This is a genomic window from Thermostichus sp. MS-CIW-36, from assembly GCF_054059035.1.
In genome coordinates, this window is the sequence record NZ_JBSSBR010000025.1 from 1 (window position 1) to 14,945 (window position 14,945).

The 14,945-nt window shown below is 59.0% G+C and carries 17 protein-coding genes and 1 pseudogene; 8 read left to right on the forward strand and 10 right to left on the reverse strand.

Annotation, left to right across the window (positions count from 1 at the left end; translation table 11 throughout):
• Positions 1–143: pseudogene (locus ACVWVQ_RS10695) on the forward strand (IS5-like element ISSoc13 family transposase); the annotation flags it as partial.
• 19 nt (positions 144–162) lie between these two features.
• Here the strand turns inward: ACVWVQ_RS10695 and ACVWVQ_RS10700 are convergent.
• A complete protein-coding gene (locus ACVWVQ_RS10700; RefSeq protein WP_414343434.1) occupies positions 163–426 on the reverse strand; it encodes a hypothetical protein in 264 nt (87 codons plus the stop codon).
• Between the two features lie 80 nt (positions 427–506).
• On the opposite strand from ACVWVQ_RS10700, the gene purN reads away from it, so the two are divergent.
• Together purN and ACVWVQ_RS10710 are read left to right on the forward strand one after the other, a co-directional pair.
• Positions 507–1,169, forward strand: a complete 663-nt coding sequence (purN, locus tag ACVWVQ_RS10705) for a phosphoribosylglycinamide formyltransferase (RefSeq protein WP_011432536.1) — start codon at positions 507–509, stop codon at positions 1,167–1,169.
• A gap of 26 nt (positions 1,170–1,195) precedes the next feature.
• Positions 1,196–1,999 carry a PIN domain-containing protein gene (locus ACVWVQ_RS10710; protein WP_414343432.1) on the forward strand — a complete coding sequence of 268 codons (804 nt, stop codon included), beginning with the start codon at positions 1,196–1,198 and terminating at the stop codon, positions 1,997–1,999.
• A gap of 9 nt (positions 2,000–2,008) precedes the next feature.
• Here ACVWVQ_RS10710 and ACVWVQ_RS10715 read toward each other — a convergent pair whose 3' ends face one another.
• The 5 genes from ACVWVQ_RS10715 to mrdA all read right to left on the reverse strand — a co-directional run bounded on the left by ACVWVQ_RS10715 (position 2,009) and on the right by mrdA (position 7,537).
• Positions 2,009–2,890, reverse strand: a complete 882-nt coding sequence (locus ACVWVQ_RS10715) for a hypothetical protein (protein ID WP_457508401.1) — start codon at positions 2,888–2,890, stop codon at positions 2,009–2,011.
• Between the two features lie 282 nt (positions 2,891–3,172).
• Positions 3,173–3,820 (reverse strand): hypothetical protein, encoded by a 648-nt coding sequence (locus ACVWVQ_RS10720; protein WP_457508403.1) that lies wholly within the window; start codon positions 3,818–3,820, stop codon positions 3,173–3,175.
• Positions 3,821–3,845: 25 nt separating this feature from the next.
• Complete coding sequence (gene cobD, locus ACVWVQ_RS10725) at positions 3,846–4,979, reverse strand: threonine-phosphate decarboxylase CobD (protein ID WP_457508405.1); 1,134 nt, start codon at positions 4,977–4,979, stop codon at positions 3,846–3,848.
• Between the two features lie 35 nt (positions 4,980–5,014).
• Positions 5,015–5,320, reverse strand: coding sequence for an HU family DNA-binding protein (locus ACVWVQ_RS10730; protein WP_414347234.1), 306 nt, complete (start codon positions 5,318–5,320; stop codon positions 5,015–5,017).
• Positions 5,321–5,635: 315 nt separating this feature from the next.
• Positions 5,636–7,537, reverse strand: a complete 1,902-nt coding sequence (mrdA, locus tag ACVWVQ_RS10735; protein ID WP_457466582.1) for a penicillin-binding protein 2 — start codon at positions 7,535–7,537, stop codon at positions 5,636–5,638.
• A gap of 125 nt (positions 7,538–7,662) precedes the next feature.
• Between mrdA and ACVWVQ_RS10740 the strand changes: the two genes are divergently transcribed.
• Positions 7,663–8,931 (forward strand): lipopolysaccharide biosynthesis protein, encoded by a 1,269-nt coding sequence (locus tag ACVWVQ_RS10740; RefSeq protein WP_457466583.1) that lies wholly within the window; start codon positions 7,663–7,665, stop codon positions 8,929–8,931.
• On the opposite strand, the gene ACVWVQ_RS10745 is transcribed toward ACVWVQ_RS10740, so the two are convergent.
• Entirely contained in the window at positions 8,918–9,283 is a 366-nt protein-coding gene (locus ACVWVQ_RS10745) for an FHA domain-containing protein (protein ID WP_011432528.1), read from the reverse strand. The two genes, ACVWVQ_RS10740 and ACVWVQ_RS10745, sit on opposite strands and share 14 nt — an antisense overlap.
• Before the next feature lie 128 nt (positions 9,284–9,411).
• Entirely contained in the window at positions 9,412–10,248 is an 837-nt protein-coding gene (locus ACVWVQ_RS10750) for an SDR family oxidoreductase (RefSeq protein ID WP_414383766.1), read from the reverse strand.
• Positions 10,249–10,365: 117 nt separating this feature from the next.
• On the opposite strand from ACVWVQ_RS10750, the gene ACVWVQ_RS10755 reads away from it, so the two are divergent.
• On the forward strand, positions 10,366–10,857 hold the full coding sequence (locus ACVWVQ_RS10755; RefSeq protein WP_011432526.1) for a YajQ family cyclic di-GMP-binding protein: 492 nt from the start codon (positions 10,366–10,368) through the stop codon (positions 10,855–10,857).
• Positions 10,858–11,051: 194 nt separating this feature from the next.
• Here ACVWVQ_RS10755 and hemW read toward each other — a convergent pair whose 3' ends face one another.
• A complete protein-coding gene (gene hemW, locus ACVWVQ_RS10760) occupies positions 11,052–12,269 on the reverse strand; it encodes a radical SAM family heme chaperone HemW (RefSeq protein ID WP_457466584.1) in 1,218 nt (405 codons plus the stop codon).
• Positions 12,270–12,337: 68 nt separating this feature from the next.
• On the opposite strand from hemW, the gene hisH reads away from it, so the two are divergent.
• The 3 genes from hisH (at position 12,338) to ACVWVQ_RS10775 (ending at position 13,983) form a co-directional block, all read left to right on the forward strand.
• Positions 12,338–12,994 carry an imidazole glycerol phosphate synthase subunit HisH gene (gene hisH, locus ACVWVQ_RS10765; protein WP_414521891.1) on the forward strand — a complete coding sequence of 219 codons (657 nt, stop codon included), beginning with the start codon at positions 12,338–12,340 and terminating at the stop codon, positions 12,992–12,994.
• A gap of 6 nt (positions 12,995–13,000) precedes the next feature.
• Positions 13,001–13,456, forward strand: coding sequence for an EVE domain-containing protein (locus ACVWVQ_RS10770; protein WP_457508407.1), 456 nt, complete (start codon positions 13,001–13,003; stop codon positions 13,454–13,456).
• 317 nt (positions 13,457–13,773) lie between these two features.
• Positions 13,774–13,983 (forward strand): pentapeptide repeat-containing protein, encoded by a 210-nt coding sequence (locus tag ACVWVQ_RS10775; protein WP_414328915.1) that lies wholly within the window; start codon positions 13,774–13,776, stop codon positions 13,981–13,983.
• 22 nt (positions 13,984–14,005) lie between these two features.
• Here ACVWVQ_RS10775 and surE read toward each other — a convergent pair whose 3' ends face one another.
• Positions 14,006–14,785, reverse strand: coding sequence for a 5'/3'-nucleotidase SurE (gene surE / locus ACVWVQ_RS10780; protein ID WP_457508409.1), 780 nt, complete (start codon positions 14,783–14,785; stop codon positions 14,006–14,008).
• Positions 14,786–14,945: the final 160 nt, after the last annotated feature.

Genomic DNA, 14,945 nt, shown 5'->3' on the forward strand with positions numbered 1-14,945 from the left:
ATCTGTATCAAGAGAGGCATTTAATCGAATGCTTTTTTCATAAGTTAAAGCAGTACCGGCATCTATGTTCTCGTTTTGACAAATTGGCCAGGAACTTCTTGAGTTTTCTCTATCTCGTCAGTGCTCTCTTTTGGCTCAAATGAAAGATCAACACAACCTAGATCAGGTGGCCGCTCGCCACAGTGGGACGGAGTCCATAAGATCCGGCCTCAATTGTTGGGATCGGCTGGGTCTACGCTCAATGGCGCGGGTGCGCTCGTCAAAGCGGTCTAGGGCTTCTCGAAAATACTGGCCCAGCATTGCTTGACCTTCTCGAATTTCGGCAATCAACACCTCGTGATTCTGAACAACTCGGTTCAAAGCTTCCAAACCTTGGGACAGGCTGGCTGCGGTTTGAATCGACAAGCTTTCCTGCTCAGGGGTCATCTTGCTCTTGCTCCTGGGGATCGCCCTTGCGGTGGGATAGTTCATAATAGCGGGGCTGCAGACTTTCCCACCAAACGCTCATGAACTCGCCCAGCTTACTCTGGCCGGATCCCGACGGGATCCCAGTGCCCTCTCAACCGGGGATCCTTGGCATTTTGGCTTCCGGCAATGGCAGCAATTTCGAAGCTATTGCCCAAGCCATTGAGGCTGGGGAACTGCAGGCCCAGATTGCTGTGGTCATCACCAACAATCCCAAAGCTTATGTGCGGCAGCGGGCCCAAAAGCGAGGGATCCCTTGCGTCTTGCTCGACCACCGAGACTACCCCTGTCGCGAAGACCTGGATGCAGCTATCCTCCAAGTGCTCTGGCAGCATCACGTGGAATGGGTGATCATGGCCGGGTGGATGCGCCTGGTTACCCAGGTGTTGTTGTCCGCCTACCCGGATCGCGTCCTGAACCTGCATCCCAGCCTGCTGCCCAGTTTCAAGGGCCTGCGGGCTGTTGAACAAGCCCTGAAGTGCGGTGTGAAAATCGCCGGCTGCACCGTTCATCGGGTCACCCTGGAAATGGACAGTGGCCCCATCGTGGCCCAAGCAGCCGTGCCGGTTCTGCCCGAAGATACCGTGGAATCCCTTTACCGGCGCATCCAGGCCCAGGAGCACCGCCTCTACCCGCTGGCCATCCGCCTCTGCCTGGCAGAGGGATCCCTGCTACCCAAGTCTTCGGGGAAGCTGCACAATTGAGGTTAAGTCCAACGCTGGCGCATCCCATGGCCGAGATCCCGCCTCTCCTCGTCTTCGATAGCCCGGTGATCCTGGCCGGTCGTCTGGCTCTATGGCAAGAGTGGGCTCGATTTGGGGTGTGTGTGCTGCCACAGGCAGTGATGGCCGAGTTGGAACGCCTGACCCGGCAGGCCATTGATCCCCAGGAAGAATCGACAGCCCGCGAGTTTTTGCGCCACTGGCCCAGCCTGGGGTTTGCCGTCTCAGAAGCCCGTGCCCTGGTGGGTGGTGCTGGTGCCGGCGATCAGTCCATGAGGGTACGTTTGGAGGAAGCGATTGCCGAATGCGCCTATGCCCTGGCCCAGCAGCAGCCGGGAACGCTGGTGGTTTTGGTCAGCAACGACCGGCCTTTGGTGGGGCGAATTCAGGGTCTGGGTCTCAACAACCTCTGTGCCATCTCTCTGGCAGAGCTGAACCGGTGGATGCGTCAGCAGCAGCGCCCTCAGGCTGTGGTTATGGCTTTGAATCGGTTACCAGGGCCACCCATTCCTGCCGCCCAGTTGACGTCCTCTACCCTCGCTCCACCTGCCCGTCCCTTGAGTTCCTCTCCAGCTTCCGGGAACCCCCCCGCCCAGGCGCGGCAGCGGTCTGGAGCTGCTCAGGTGGGGCCGAGCACAGCCCGCCTCTGGCCCTTTTTGAAAAGCCTACAGAATGCCCTTGCGTTGTTGCTGGCCCTGGTTTTCCTCTCGGCAACCGGGTTGCTGGCCTGGCGCCTGCTCGATCCAGAAGGAAGTGAAGGGATCTGGCAGCGGCTACCTCTCTCTCGGATCCCTTGGATTCGGGATCTGTAGTCCTCAAAGCTACTGCTCAGCAATCGTGACGTTAAAGCCCTTATTTTTCAGGGTTTCCGCATGATAGCGGGCATACTCCAGTTGCTCAAATGCTGCCAACTGCACAAACTTCTGGCCATTCACATCTTTGACAAAGGCCCCATCAGAAACTTCTCGAGCACGTGCCAAGCTCTCATCTCCCGAGTAGGTAGTGAGCACCAAGAAGGTTCCCTCGCCGCGGTTCGGCCCCAGAGAGTCTACGCTGTTGTCGCTTAGGGGCACCACGTTCTGGGATCCCGCAGAAGTAGGCGATGAAGGTTGGGACGGGCGCTCCAGGCTGGCTGCCAACTGCTCCACCGTTTGCAAGCTGGGGGGAGAGGGTTCCTTGGAAGCCAAGGCCAAGTCGGTCTGCAGGCTGTCCAGCAGGTTAGGAACGCCTTGAAGAGGATCCACCTGCAAGTCCTTCCAGTCTGGGGTGGCCGTCAAGCCCAGCGCCAGCCGATCCGGATCCAAGCCACCGGAATAGAACTCCTCTCCCACCTGCCCTTCCACCGGTTCCACTGGGATCAAGGGCAACTGGGCCAGATCCAGCTGGGCAGGGATCCCTTCTTCCGCCCTGCTGGCAGCACTTTGGGGCAGGGACAGTTCTTCCGGCCAGATCAGCCAGCGCACCCCAAAGCCAATCCCCGCGCAGGAAAGCACCCACAGCAGCAAGACCCAGAGGGGCGAAAAGGCCCCGGAGGGCCGCGGCATCTCTTCCTCTTCCAGGTCTTCCACCACCTCTTGAAGGAGCACAGGCGAGGAGCGCTGCACAGAGCCGGTATTCCCAAGCTGACCTGCTCGCGGCGGCGGGACAGAGTCCATGCGCTGCAAACGCTGCCAGAGGCGAAATCGCTCCAGTTCTTTCAGCACATCCAAATGCAGGTGGCTCAGCGCTTCCTGAAGAGCAGGTTGAGGAACTGGATGTGAATGGGACTGCTGTGCCGGAGGTAAGGGTTGGGTTGCGTCTGGGGGAAGCGGAGAAGGACTCATAGACAGCCCACACTCAACTTGATGTAAAGTCGGAGAGCAAACAATGCCAGTCTACTGTTACAGCCGGGAACAGCTTAACAGGAGAAACCACCTTAGGAACAAGGATTGCCAGCGCTCTATACCCTGCCATAAATCACCATGCCATAAGGCTATGGCAGTCTTCTAGGGCTTTGCCTCCAGATAGAGGGCACGCACATCTGCCGGCAGGTTCTGAAGCAAGATCTGGCGGGCAGAGGCAACGATGGCATCCACATCTTCTGGAGCAAGGTAGTATCCGTCAGCCTTGAGTTGGTCGGCAATGCGAACCGGTGGCCAGCCAAAGCGATCCCGCAGCAGCAGAATGAAGCGCAGATCTCCCGGCAGGGTATCCAAACCGGCGGTCAAATAACAGGCCAGTGCCGGTGAAAGAGAGGACTTTGCCCCGCCTCTGGTGGAGTTGAGGCCGTGAGAAGCTTGAGGGTGGGTGGGGATCCCGTCAAGGGATTGAATCAGCTCACGGGTTTGCTCCGCCAGCCAGGGTCGCAGCACAGGATCCCCTTCTCCCACAAGGCTGTGGACATCTAGGCGCTGCAGGCGCGGGTAAAGCCGCAACCAAACCTGCTCTCGACAGGCAGCCCATTGCTCTGGCGGCAGATGCTCGGCAAGGATCCCGTCCACCCACTTGCAGTAGCGGCAAAACAGGCCGATGAAGTAGCGCGCCACCTCCGGCTGCCGTTGAAAGGCCCGCAGCAACTCCAGGTCGCTGTAGTGGGCTACCCCCCGCACAAGAGGAGCATCGCATTCCGGCCAAAAGGCGGTAGCTTCGGGCATGAGAATCTCTCCCGCAGGAAAATCCTTAGCTATTCTCCAGGATCTCCCGGCAGGCCGATAACAACTGCTCCTGCTCCGCCAAGGTGCGCAGGCCAATGCGCAGGTAGCGATCCCCCAACTCGGGAAAACTCAGACAATCCCGCACCAGAATCCGGTGCTGCCGCAACAGCTTTTCCTGAATCTGGACGGCAGAGCCAGGGCAGCGCACCAACACGAAGTTGGCTTGACCAGGCCAGGGATCCCAGCCGGGCAGCGCTTGCAAACCCCTGAGCAAATGCTCTCGGGCCACGGGCAGCCAGGCGAAGGTGCGCCGGCGAAAGTCTTCATCGGCCAAAGCTGCCGCCACTGCCACTCCCGCCAATCCGTTGACGCTCCAGGGATCCCGCCACTGCCGCCAGCGCTGCCAGTGATCCGGGTGCCCCACCGCAAAGCCAATGCGCAAGCCGGGCAGGGTGAAAAACTTGGTGAGGGAACGGATGACGATGGTGTTGGGATGAGCCGCCAGGTAGGGGATCAAAGTTTGGCTGCGGGGCATTGCCGACGAGCTGGAGTTTGAGCTCAGGGTGGGCTCCCCCGGCAAAAAGTCCATAAAAGCCTCGTCCACCACCACCTGGTTGAACTGGGGCAGGAGAGGCAGGATGTCTTGCTGCGGGATGAGCTGGCCCGTCGGGTTGTGGGGGTTGTTCAGCCAGAGCACTCGGCTCCCCTTGCCTGCCGCCGGAAGCGGCTCCTGGAGAAAGGCGAAACTAGGGGATCCCTGGCCGGGGAAAAAAGGCAGTGGCTTGATGGTCGCCCCTGCCGCCCGCAGAGCCCGTGCATACTCCCCAAAGGCAGGCTGGGGCAGCCATACTTCCCGCCCTTGCGCATCCCGGGCCGCCCAGGTGAGCAACTCCGCCGCCCCATTGCCCACAAAAATCCACTCGGGATCGACAGCCCAATGGTTGGCTAAACAGATGCGCAACTCCCGATAGTCGGGATCCGGGTAACGGCTGACAACAACCGGATCTGCTGCGGACAGCACCTGACCCAGAGCTTGCAAGACCGACTGCGGCGGGCCCAGCGGGTTCAAGCTGGCCGAAAAATCGAGAATTGCATCAGGAGAGCAGCCGGCGATCGCTGCTCCCCAAGCTCGATTGCCACCGTGTCGAGGCCGCTCCACGCCTTACCCAGCAGCCGAGTCCCAACCCGGCGAAATTAAGACTTCCCCCCTGCTACTGCATCGCGGAACGACTTGCCCGCCGTAAAAGCTGGGACAATGCTTTCTGGGATCACCATCTTTTGGTTGGTTTTCGGGTTGCGACCTTCCCGCTCTTTGCGCTTGCGAGCCTCAAAGGAGCCGAAGCCCACCAGGGTCACCTTCCCCTTGGGTTCACCGTTTTCATCGCGGGATGCGACCTCTTCGACGATGATCTCCAGTGCTGCCGAAATGACAGCCTCCGCTTCTTTTTTGGTTACATTGGCGCGATGAGCGACGGCATCAACAAGTTCTGCCTTGTTCATCCTGATCTCCTTCTGAGTTAGGCAATAGAGTTAGAGCGTTCTCCGGATCGCAGACTCGCTCTGGCGTTGCGGAGCGACCGCGGCCCAGAGAGTTCTCGGTGTGTGGGAGCGGGGCTTGCCCTGTAATGCGCCAAGGCGCCACCGGCGCGAATGGCAGGATTGCGGCAGTTTAGCTCCAAATCACTGACATATTCTACAGCTAAGTTAGGGCAGAAGCCTGCTGGGCAAGGGGTTTTAGGGGATCTTAACGCAATTTTCTGGGAGACAAGAGACTGCATATACCCAGTTGGCTCGGATCCGACAGAAAGCTAGGGCTCACGACTCGGGTCGGAAGTAGGCCCGCATCACCTCTCGAAAGATGGGAGCGGCCCGTGATCCACCCCCACCGCCGCTGTTTTCCAGAAAGACCACGACCACCAATTCGGGCCGGTCGTAGGGAGCATAGCCAACATACCAAGCGTGGGATCGCCGCGGCGGATCCTCTGCGGTGCCGGTTTTACCAGCCGTTGGGGGAAATCCTGGCCCCAGGTTGGCGTTGCCGCCAGTGCCGTAAACCACGACATCTCGCAGCCCCTGCTGCAGGATCTCCAGGGTGGCAGGGGAAAGACCTACCTTTTGGCGCAGCGGCACAGGGCTTTCCGGGATCACCTGGTGCGAGAGCAAGGGGCGCACCCGCCAGCCCCCATTGGCCACTGCCGCCGTTACCACCGCCATTTGCAGCGGCGTAGCGGTAATAAATCCCTGGCCGATGGACATGTTGACCGTGTCGCCCACATACCAGGGCTCGCGCCAGTGGCGCTGCTTCCACTCAGCATCCGGCACCAGACCCGCGGCTTCCCCTTTGAGGCCGATCCCGGTCAGTTGCCCCAACCCAAAGCGGCGCGACCATTCTTGCAAGGGGGCAGCCTTGGTGCCGAGAGCAATTTGGTAGAAAAAGGTGTCGCTGCTGTAGGCCATCGCCTGCCGGTAGTTCAGCCGTCCGAAGCCGGCGCGGTTCCAGTCCCAGAAGCGCCACCCCCCCACCTGGATGTAGGGGCCAGTCTGCAGCACGGTGTTGGGGGGAAAGGCACCCGACTCGATCCCGGCAGCGGTGGTGATGATTTTGTAGGTGCTGGCGGGGGGATAGGGCCGCATCCCGCGGTTGAGGAAGGGAAAATCCTGCTGCTGCAGGCTCTCCCACTGGGCTTGGGTGATGCGGCTGGAAAAGAGGTTGGGATCAAAGGTGGGGTAGCTAGCCATGGCCAGGATCGACCCATCGCGGGGATCCATGGCGATCACCGCTCCTTTGCGTTGGCCCAGCGCCCGCTCTGCCGCCTGCTGCAGGCGCACATCCAAAGTGAGCTGCAGGGTGTTGCCCGGTTGGGGCGCTTGTTCTCCCAGCACCCGCAGCACTTCCCCCATAGCGTCCACCTCCACCTGTCGCCCTCCCCATTGGCCGCGCAGATGGCTCTCAAACAATTCCTCCACTCCCATCAGGCCGACAATATCCCCCAGGCGATAGCTGGGATCCGCCCGCAGTTGTTCCTGCGAGATCTCGCCGGTGTAGCCCAGCAGGTGAGCAGCCAAGTCGCCATGGGGATAAAACCGCACCGTCTCCGCCTCCACCATCACCCCCGGCAGCTCGCGGCTCATCTCCTCCAGTTGAATGACCACCTGGGGGCTGGCGTTGCGCAGGATGCGCACGGGAAACGGGGAACGATATCCGGCCTGTTCTAGCTTTTGGGCGATCTCCTCAGGGGCGATGTTCAAGTAGTCTGCCAACTTGGGGATCATCTCCTGCCAGCGCTGCCGCGACTGCACCAGAGGCCAGAGGAAGACCGAGTGGGACAATTGGCTGCCCGCCAGCAATACGCCGTTGCGATCCACAATGCGTCCGCGTTCTGGCGGCTGGGGCAACAGGCGAATGCGGTTGGTATCGGCCAGCTGGCGGTAATACTGGGTGCGCGCTAGCTGCAGGTAGGCCAGACGGGATCCCAGCCCTCCAAACAGCAGCAGACTGGTCAGCAAGAGCAAGACAACGGCCCGATAGCCCTGCCCCACCGTTTTGGCCGATGCGGATCCCAGCCAACGAGGACTACCGCCGTCCGGCGGGGGTGGGGGAAGCACCCGGCGAGGGGCAGGCGGCCTGGAATGGGGGGAGAACAGGGCTTTTGGATCCCGTCCGGTCAAGGTGTTGGGGCTTCGCGTGGCGTCGCTGACAGGGTAGAGTTTGGCCATGAACTTGCCAGAAGAATTGCAACCCATACACCCAAAATCAAGAGGAGATGCCCGCTCTTGGGCGGGCCCTCTCAGCATCCATCCAGTATCCCTGGCTCTGGCAAGCCTCGTCCAGGAGTGGCAGCGTGGATAGAGCAGAACAACAGCGGCTACGCCAGGCTGCCTGGCTGATGGTGGGCAATGGCCTGCGCCTGGGGTTGTCTGGGGCCTATTTCATCCTCTTGGCGCGGCTGTTGGGGCCGGAAGCCTTCGGGGTTTTCTCCGCCATCTTGGCCTGCAGCAACCTGGCCGCCCCGTTTGGCTATTTGGGCCAATCGGAACTGCTGATCCAGCGCCTCAGCCGGCAGGGATCCCTGACTTGCACCCAGGGGGTTGGCCCCAGCTTATGGCTGGCGGGATTGGGCTGTGGGTGGATGGCGCTGGTGTTGTGGCCCCTCTTGAGCGTTTGGCTGGCCGGGACGCCAGCAGCGGTGGTGGGGGTATTGCTTTTGAGCGATCTGCTGTTCATCGCGGTGCCAGAGGTGTACAGGGGGATCCTGATCGGGAGAGAGCAGGCTGCTGGGGTAGCCCTCATCGACACGGGCATGGCGCTGGGGCGATTGGGGGCAGTGTTGTTGGCGGTGGCCTTAGGCTGGGGATCCCTGGTGCAATGGGCTGTTCTGTACGGCCTGATGGTGTTGGTCGTGCTGCTGCTGATCGCGAGGGGGATGGGACGGTGGAGCGAGCCTTCTCCCCCCTTGGCCCTGAGCTGGCGAGATCTGCGGGAACGGCTGACAGCGGGCTGGGACTTTGCGGTGGGGCTGGCCGCGGTGAAAACCTTCACCGATTTGGATAAGCTGCTCTTGCCCCGTTTGGCCTCAGCAGCGGCGGGGGGTCTTTACAGCGCTGCCTATCGGGTGATCAACTTCTCGCAAACGCCGATGATCGCCCTGCTCACCAGCCATTTTGCCGAGCTGTGCCGCCAAGGGCAGAAGGGCCTTCCGCAAGGCTGGCGCTACGCCTGGCAGCTTTTCCCTTGGGTGGTGGGCTACGGCAGTTTGGCTGCTCTGGGGCTGGCGCTGGGATCCTACGGAATCCCTTGGGTGCTGGGATCGGCTTACCGGGAAACGGCCCTTATCCTGCGCTGGCTCAGCCCGGTCATTTTGCTGGAAGGGATCCACCTTTTGCTATCTCACCTGCTCACTGGAGCAGGGTTGCAAAAGCCCCGCAGCCGTCTGCAACTGATGGCTCTGGGGCTGAATGGGCTTTTGAATGCGGTTTGGATCCCAAGGTGGGGTTGGCAGGGGGCGGCCCTAGCGACCTTGCTGTCGGAGATGGCCTTGGTGCTGGCTTTGCTGCTGTTGATTGGGGGGCGATTGCACGCTCTGCAGAGATCTGGGCCTAGGGAGCCTTAACAATTTTGTAGGTGGCTTTGGCATCGGGGCCAAAGGTGATCACATCCCCCGACTTGAGCTGGTGGGTGGTCAATTTCTGGCCGTTGATCAACAAGCCATTGGTGCTGGGGCGACCTTCCAGATCCCCATCCAAAATGCGGTAGCAATATTCTCCCTCTCGCTCGGCGGGAATCCGCAGCAGCATGGCGTGGTAGCGGGAGGCATACTGAGAGTTGAGACAGATGTCGTTCGCCAAGTCCCGACCGATGAAGTATTTGGCGGATCCCAGCACCTGGGTACGGCGGCCATCTCGGTCTTCCACGATCAAGATGTGCTGGTGGGTACCGGAAGGAGAAGGCACAGATTCAACCATACTTCCGCTGTCAATACCAGTGTTTAACCGTACCTCAAACTATACCGAAGTTTAGCCTTCTTCCTGCTATCGCTGGGTCTGCAGAATCGCTCATCCAGCGCCCCAGAACTCTCGACCGATCCAGTGGGCTAGCGAGGAACATTCTGGAGCAATGAGCCGACCCATCCGGGGAAGAGGGTGTAAGCTCCTACCGCCCATTGGGCCATGCCCACCACCACCTCTGACTTGGACTGGCGAGCGGCATCCCAAATGGCTTCGGCAACTTCTTCCGGCTGGCTGACCCAAAAACTCTCCAGCGCCTGTTGCATTTGCTCGCGGGCTTTGCCACCTGAGGTTTGGGAGTGGCCATCGGGAGAGGACGCTGGCCCCACCTCATCCAGAAAAATGGCTCGCTTGAGGAAATTGCTGCTGACGATGCCCGGATGGACGCCGATCACCTGGATCCCTTGGGGTTGCAGTTCCAGACGCAGCGCTTCTGTCAGCCCACTGACCGCGTACTTGCTGGCACAATAGGCGCTCATCTGGGGCAGGGGCATTTTGCCGCCAATGGATCCCACGTTGATGATCTGGCCTTTTTTGCGCTTCAACATGTCGGGGAGCACGGCTCGGATGGTGTGGAGGTAGCCCCAAAAGTTGACCGCCATCAAAGCCTGCCAGTGTTCCAGGGTAGTTTGCAAAAAAGGGCCACTCATGCAGATGCCGGCGTTGTTGATCAGGCAGTCGATGCGGCCATAGCGTTCTAGGGTTCTCTCCACCAGGTTTTGCACCTGTTCTGGCTGCGTGACATCGGTGGGAACGGCCAAGACCTCGGCGTTGAGGCTTTGCTCTAGGTCGATGGCCGTTTGCTTCAGGGTTTCGGCAGTGCGGGCAGCCAGCGCCAATCGGTAACCCCCACGAGCAAAGGTAAAGGCAGTAGCTCTGCCGATGCCTTCAGAAGCGCCTGTAATTAAAACAACATCGGCCATCCTGCTTCTCCGTAAATCTGGACTGGGATCCTTCTACCTGTTGTAGCTTCTCTGAGAGTTAGGGATCCCTGCTTGGCTGAGGGCTTAAGATACTGAACAATAGCGAGGATAGGGTGTATGGCCTCTACCTACTCATTTGACATCGTCAGCGATTTCGATCGGCAGGAACTGGTGAACGCTGTAGATCAAGCCCGACGGGAGATCAAACAGCGCTACGACCTCAAGGATACTCAGACGGAAATTGAGCTGGAGGAGGGATCCCTGACCATCACCACCGCCAACGACATGGCCCTCAACTCCATTCGGGATCTGCTTCTTACCAAAGCGGCCAAGCGGGGTCTATCCCTAAAGATCTTCGACTTCCAACCCCCAGAGAGCGCCGGCGGCAACCGAGTGCGCCAGGTGGTTCACCTGAAAAAGGGCATTGATGCCACACTGGCCAAACAGATTGCCAAGCAAATCCGCGACAACTTTAAGAAAGTGCAGCCTGCCATTCAAGGGGATCTGGTGCGCGTTTCCGGCAAGGATAAAGACGAGCTACAGGCGGTCATTCAAATGCTTAGGCAGCAGGACTACCCGGTGGCGCTGCAATTTGTCAACTATCGATAGGGATCCTCTGGGCTTCCGTATCTTTCCCCTCAATCCCTCTTGCAAGATTAGAGATCTCAGGATCTGTGATCTGTGAAATGTTGGGTTTAATGGCTGCTGGAAATGGTGATGGCCTACGCTCCTCAAAACTTGAGTTTTCGGCCAATTGGGATAGGGGGCTCTGGTGAGAAATCTTGTGAAAGTAACCGTCGGAATCAAGCCAGTAAGTCCTTGAGAATCTCATTGGAAAATAGCCAGCCATTGGGTGGGATCAGCCGCAGCCGACCCGCCTCGCAACTGGCCCAGCCCTTCTCGAAATAGGGATCCAGCTTCTCCAAAGCTTGCTCGACCTTTGCCCGGCCAAAACGCTCTTGCAAATGGCCCAAATCCAGACCTTCCTGTAAACGCAGCCCCAACATCAAAGTATCCATCCAAACTTCCTCTGGAGATGCTTCAGGAGGGAGGGGGTAGACTCCAGCTTTCACCTGCTCAAAGTAGTGGTAAAGGGTTTTGGGTTGCTGAATGCGCCGTCCACCCTCGTAGCCAACGGATCCCATACCAAAGCCAAAGTAAGGGCGATTTTCCCAGTACACTCGGTTGTGGCGACAGGCGTAGCCGGGGCGGGCAAAATTGGAGATTTCGTAGTGGATGTAGCCCGCTTCGGTGAGCAGCTCCCGCGCCATCACGTACATTTCAACCGTGGTTTCCTCGGTGGGCAAAGGCGCATCTCCCGGTCGGTACATCCGGCCAAATCGGGTTCCCGGCTCAATCGTCAGATCATAGATGGAGACGTGGGGAGGGTTAATTTCAATGAGAGCTTGCAAAGAGTTGTGCCAATGCTCCAAGGTTTGGTAAGGCAGCCCAAAGATCAAATCCAGATTGAAATTATCAAGGCCCACCGCTTTGAGATCAGATACAGCCTCGTAAACTTCTTCTACCCCATGCAGGCAGCCACAAGCGGCCAGCAGCTCCGGTTGAAACGCTTGTACCCCCAAGCTGATGCGGTTAACCCCCAATGCCCGATAGCCCGCCAACTGATCTCGGGTCAGGGTGCCGGGATTGGCCTCTAGGGAAATCTCACAGTCAGGATGAAACGGGATCCTCTCCCTCAATTGAGTCAAGATCCGCCCCAGTTGCTCCACCGTCAGCAGAGAAGGGGTGCCACCCCCGAAAAAAAGGCTGGTCAACGGTCTGGGATCCCCGGCCAGATGGCGGTAGCGGTAGGAGCTGCCGATCTCTCGGCAGAGCATTTGCACGTAAGTTTCTATCAACTCTCGGGTGCCCAAGCCCGTGGCAAAATCACAGTAGTGGCAGCGCTGCCGACAAAAAGGGATGTGCAGGTAAGCTGCTTCAGGCCAATCAACCTGGTCGCGGCAGCATTGCAGAGCAGTATCGGTCGGAGTGGGATTGTGCAAAGCCGTTGCCACAGCCATGGGTCAGCTCAAACGGGATAGAACCACTATACTGATAGACTCCGAAACTCCTCACGAGGAGGGATCCCATGGGAGCTGTGCGCCTGGCGGTAATCGACTATGATGCCGGAAACTTGCATTCGGCTTGCAAAGGCTTGGAGCGTGCCGGGGCAGAGGTGCATCTGGTAACAGAGCCGGTCGGGCTGGAGCGTTTCGACGGGATCATCCTGCCGGGAGATGGGGCTTTTGATCCGGCCATGCAGCAGTTGCGAGAGCGAGGCTTTGTGGATCCCATCCGGGAGGCGGTGCAGCGGCAGCAGCCCTTCTTGGGCATTTGCATTGGTCTGCAGGTTTTGTTTGAGAGCAGCGAAGAGGGGGTGGAACCGGGGCTGGGCATCGTGCCCGGACGGGTGCAGCGCTTTCGGCCAGAGGCGGGCCTGCGCATCCCTCACATGGGCTGGAATCAACTGCAACTCACCCAAGCCCACTCTCCCCTCTGGGCAGGGATCCCCGATCAAACCTGGGCCTATTTTGTCCATTCCTATCACGGTGTGCCCAGCGATCCAGCCTGGGTGGCTGCCACGACCCAACACGGGAGCCAAACCTGTGTAGCCGCCATTGCCCGCGGCGCTTTGTTTGCTACCCAGTTTCACCCAGAAAAGTCCGGCCCCTACGGCTTGAAGATGCTGCGCAACTTTGTCGAGTTTGTTGCCCGTTGTTCCCCCTTATCTGCTCCCAGAGCCTAGTGCCCCATGAACTATTGGCTGATGAAATCTGAGCCCAGCATCTATAGCATCTGGGATTTGCAGCGGGAGGGCCAAACCCTTTGGGATGGCGTGCGCAACTACCAAGCCCGCAACTATCTGAAGGCAATGCAGCCTGGGGATCGCGCCTTTTTCTACCACTCCAACGCCAACCCCCCTGGTATTGCTGGCCTGATGGCAATCCTAGAAACCCAGGTGGTGGATCCCAGCCAATTCGACCCTGCCAGCCCCTACTATGATCCCAAATCTACCCGCGAGGATCCCCGCTGGCATACGGTGCGAGTGCGGTTTGTCTCAGCCTTTGGGCGATTGATCCCTTTGGCTGAATTGCGAGACACCTTCACCCCAGAGGAGCTGGAAGTAGTACGACGGGGCACGCGACTGTCGGTCATGCCGGTTGCCGAAGGGGTGGCGAAACGATTGCTGGCGCTGACGGGAGCATGACTCTAGTCAATAATAAGCTCAACTATACTGAAAATAATGTATAATATGTTCAGTACGGATTACTACCAGTTGATCTTTCTGTTTACTTTCGAGTCTGCCGACATGGTAGCCAAAGCAAAGCAGAAAATTGGTAGTAAGACGACACGGAAACTGCGCTTTGGGTATTCTACTCAAAGCTTTGCGGGATACCGCCATTCTGTTTGGACTCCGTCCCGCTAACGCGAATGGAAACAAACAGAATGCTATCGCTGCATAGTTGAACAGTGATGTTCAGCAGTGTTCAGCGTAAATGTATCAGTTTCTACGCAGTCTCCTCTATGATGGGCGAGGCCAACCTGAGTGGGGCCAATTTGCGTGGCGCCGACCTAAGTGGGGCGGATCTAACGGGGGCGGATTTGCGAGGGGCCAATCTGTCGATGGACAACCTAAAGAGCGCTTTTCTGGAAGGGGCAATCTACAGTGCCAACACCCGCTTTCCCGCCGAGTTCGACCCAAAATTTGGAGGGGATGACATTGTTCGGCGCTGACCCCAGCTCACCGGCTTAAAATTCATGAGCCAAAGGCTGAGAGGCCCCAGCGCTGTAGGCTATCGAAGGCCGCGTAGGCCGTTAGATCCGGCTGCAGGGGCGTAATCGACACATAGCCCTCGGCAACCGCCCGCACGTCCGAACAGGGATCCACCTCCTCTTCCACCACCTCTCCAGCTAGCCAGTAGTAGGCCTTGCCGCGCGGATCCACCCGTTTCTCGTAGAGATCTGTGTACTTGCGCCAGGCCAGGCGGGCCAAGACCATGCCGCGTATTTCAGCTAGCCCCAGCGGCGGCACGTTGACGTTCAACAACATTGGCTTCTCTAGGGGCTTCAGGCTCAGCTTCTCCAGCAGGGTCAGCACCACCTGGGCCGCTGGTTGAAAATCCTGATGGGTAAAACTGGCCAAGCTTACTGCCAGGCTAGGGATCCCTTCCAGCAGCCCTTCCATTGCCGCCGAGACGGTGCCGGAGTAGAGCACATCCGTGCCCAGATTGGCTCCCTGATTGATGCCGGAAATCACCCAATCGGGAGGACGATCCAATAGCCCGTCCAGACCTAACTTGACACAGTCGGAAGGGGTGCCCGAACAGGCCCAGGCCTGCACTTCTGGAGGAAATCCCTCCCGCACCGGATCCACCCGCAGCGGCTTGTGCAACGTCAGGGCGTGGCCGGTGGCCGAGCGCTCCCGATCCGGACAGACCACCGTTACCTGGTGCCCCCCCAGCTGGGCCAGCGCTGCCGCCAAACACCGCACCCCCGCCGCCTGGATGCCATCATCGTTGCTGATGAGAATGTTCATCGCAGCCACCCCACACCCGCCCTTAGACATACACCAGTCTGACCCAATGATCTGCGCTGATCCCTCAGGTAGCCGAGTTCAGCGGCAGAATCTGAAAATTTACGGCTTCTTGGGGTTATTATTGGACGTAGCCTTTTGAACAATATCAGTAGGAACACAA

Coding starts and splice junctions, on each gene's coding strand:
- ACVWVQ_RS10700 (WP_414343434.1), bottom strand. CDS start 426: ATGACCCCTGAGCAGGAAAGCTTGTCGATTCAAACCGCAGCCAGCCTG.
- purN (WP_011432536.1), top strand. CDS start 507: ATGAACTCGCCCAGCTTACTCTGGCCGGATCCCGACGGGATCCCAGTG.
- ACVWVQ_RS10710 (WP_414343432.1), top strand. CDS start 1,196: ATGGCCGAGATCCCGCCTCTCCTCGTCTTCGATAGCCCGGTGATCCTG.
- ACVWVQ_RS10720 (WP_457508403.1), bottom strand. CDS start 3,820: ATGCCCGAAGCTACCGCCTTTTGGCCGGAATGCGATGCTCCTCTTGTG.
- ACVWVQ_RS10730 (WP_414347234.1), bottom strand. CDS start 5,320: ATGAACAAGGCAGAACTTGTTGATGCCGTCGCTCATCGCGCCAATGTA.
- mrdA (WP_457466582.1), bottom strand. CDS start 7,537: ATGGCCAAACTCTACCCTGTCAGCGACGCCACGCGAAGCCCCAACACC.
- ACVWVQ_RS10745 (WP_011432528.1), bottom strand. CDS start 9,283: ATGGTTGAATCTGTGCCTTCTCCTTCCGGTACCCACCAGCACATCTTG.
- ACVWVQ_RS10750 (WP_414383766.1), bottom strand. CDS start 10,248: ATGGCCGATGTTGTTTTAATTACAGGCGCTTCTGAAGGCATCGGCAGA.
- ACVWVQ_RS10755 (WP_011432526.1), top strand. CDS start 10,366: ATGGCCTCTACCTACTCATTTGACATCGTCAGCGATTTCGATCGGCAG.
- hemW (WP_457466584.1), bottom strand. CDS start 12,269: ATGGCTGTGGCAACGGCTTTGCACAATCCCACTCCGACCGATACTGCT.
- hisH (WP_414521891.1), top strand. CDS start 12,338: ATGGGAGCTGTGCGCCTGGCGGTAATCGACTATGATGCCGGAAACTTG.
- ACVWVQ_RS10770 (WP_457508407.1), top strand. CDS start 13,001: ATGAACTATTGGCTGATGAAATCTGAGCCCAGCATCTATAGCATCTGG.
- ACVWVQ_RS10775 (WP_414328915.1), top strand. CDS start 13,774: ATGATGGGCGAGGCCAACCTGAGTGGGGCCAATTTGCGTGGCGCCGAC.
- surE (WP_457508409.1), bottom strand. CDS start 14,785: ATGAACATTCTCATCAGCAACGATGATGGCATCCAGGCGGCGGGGGTG.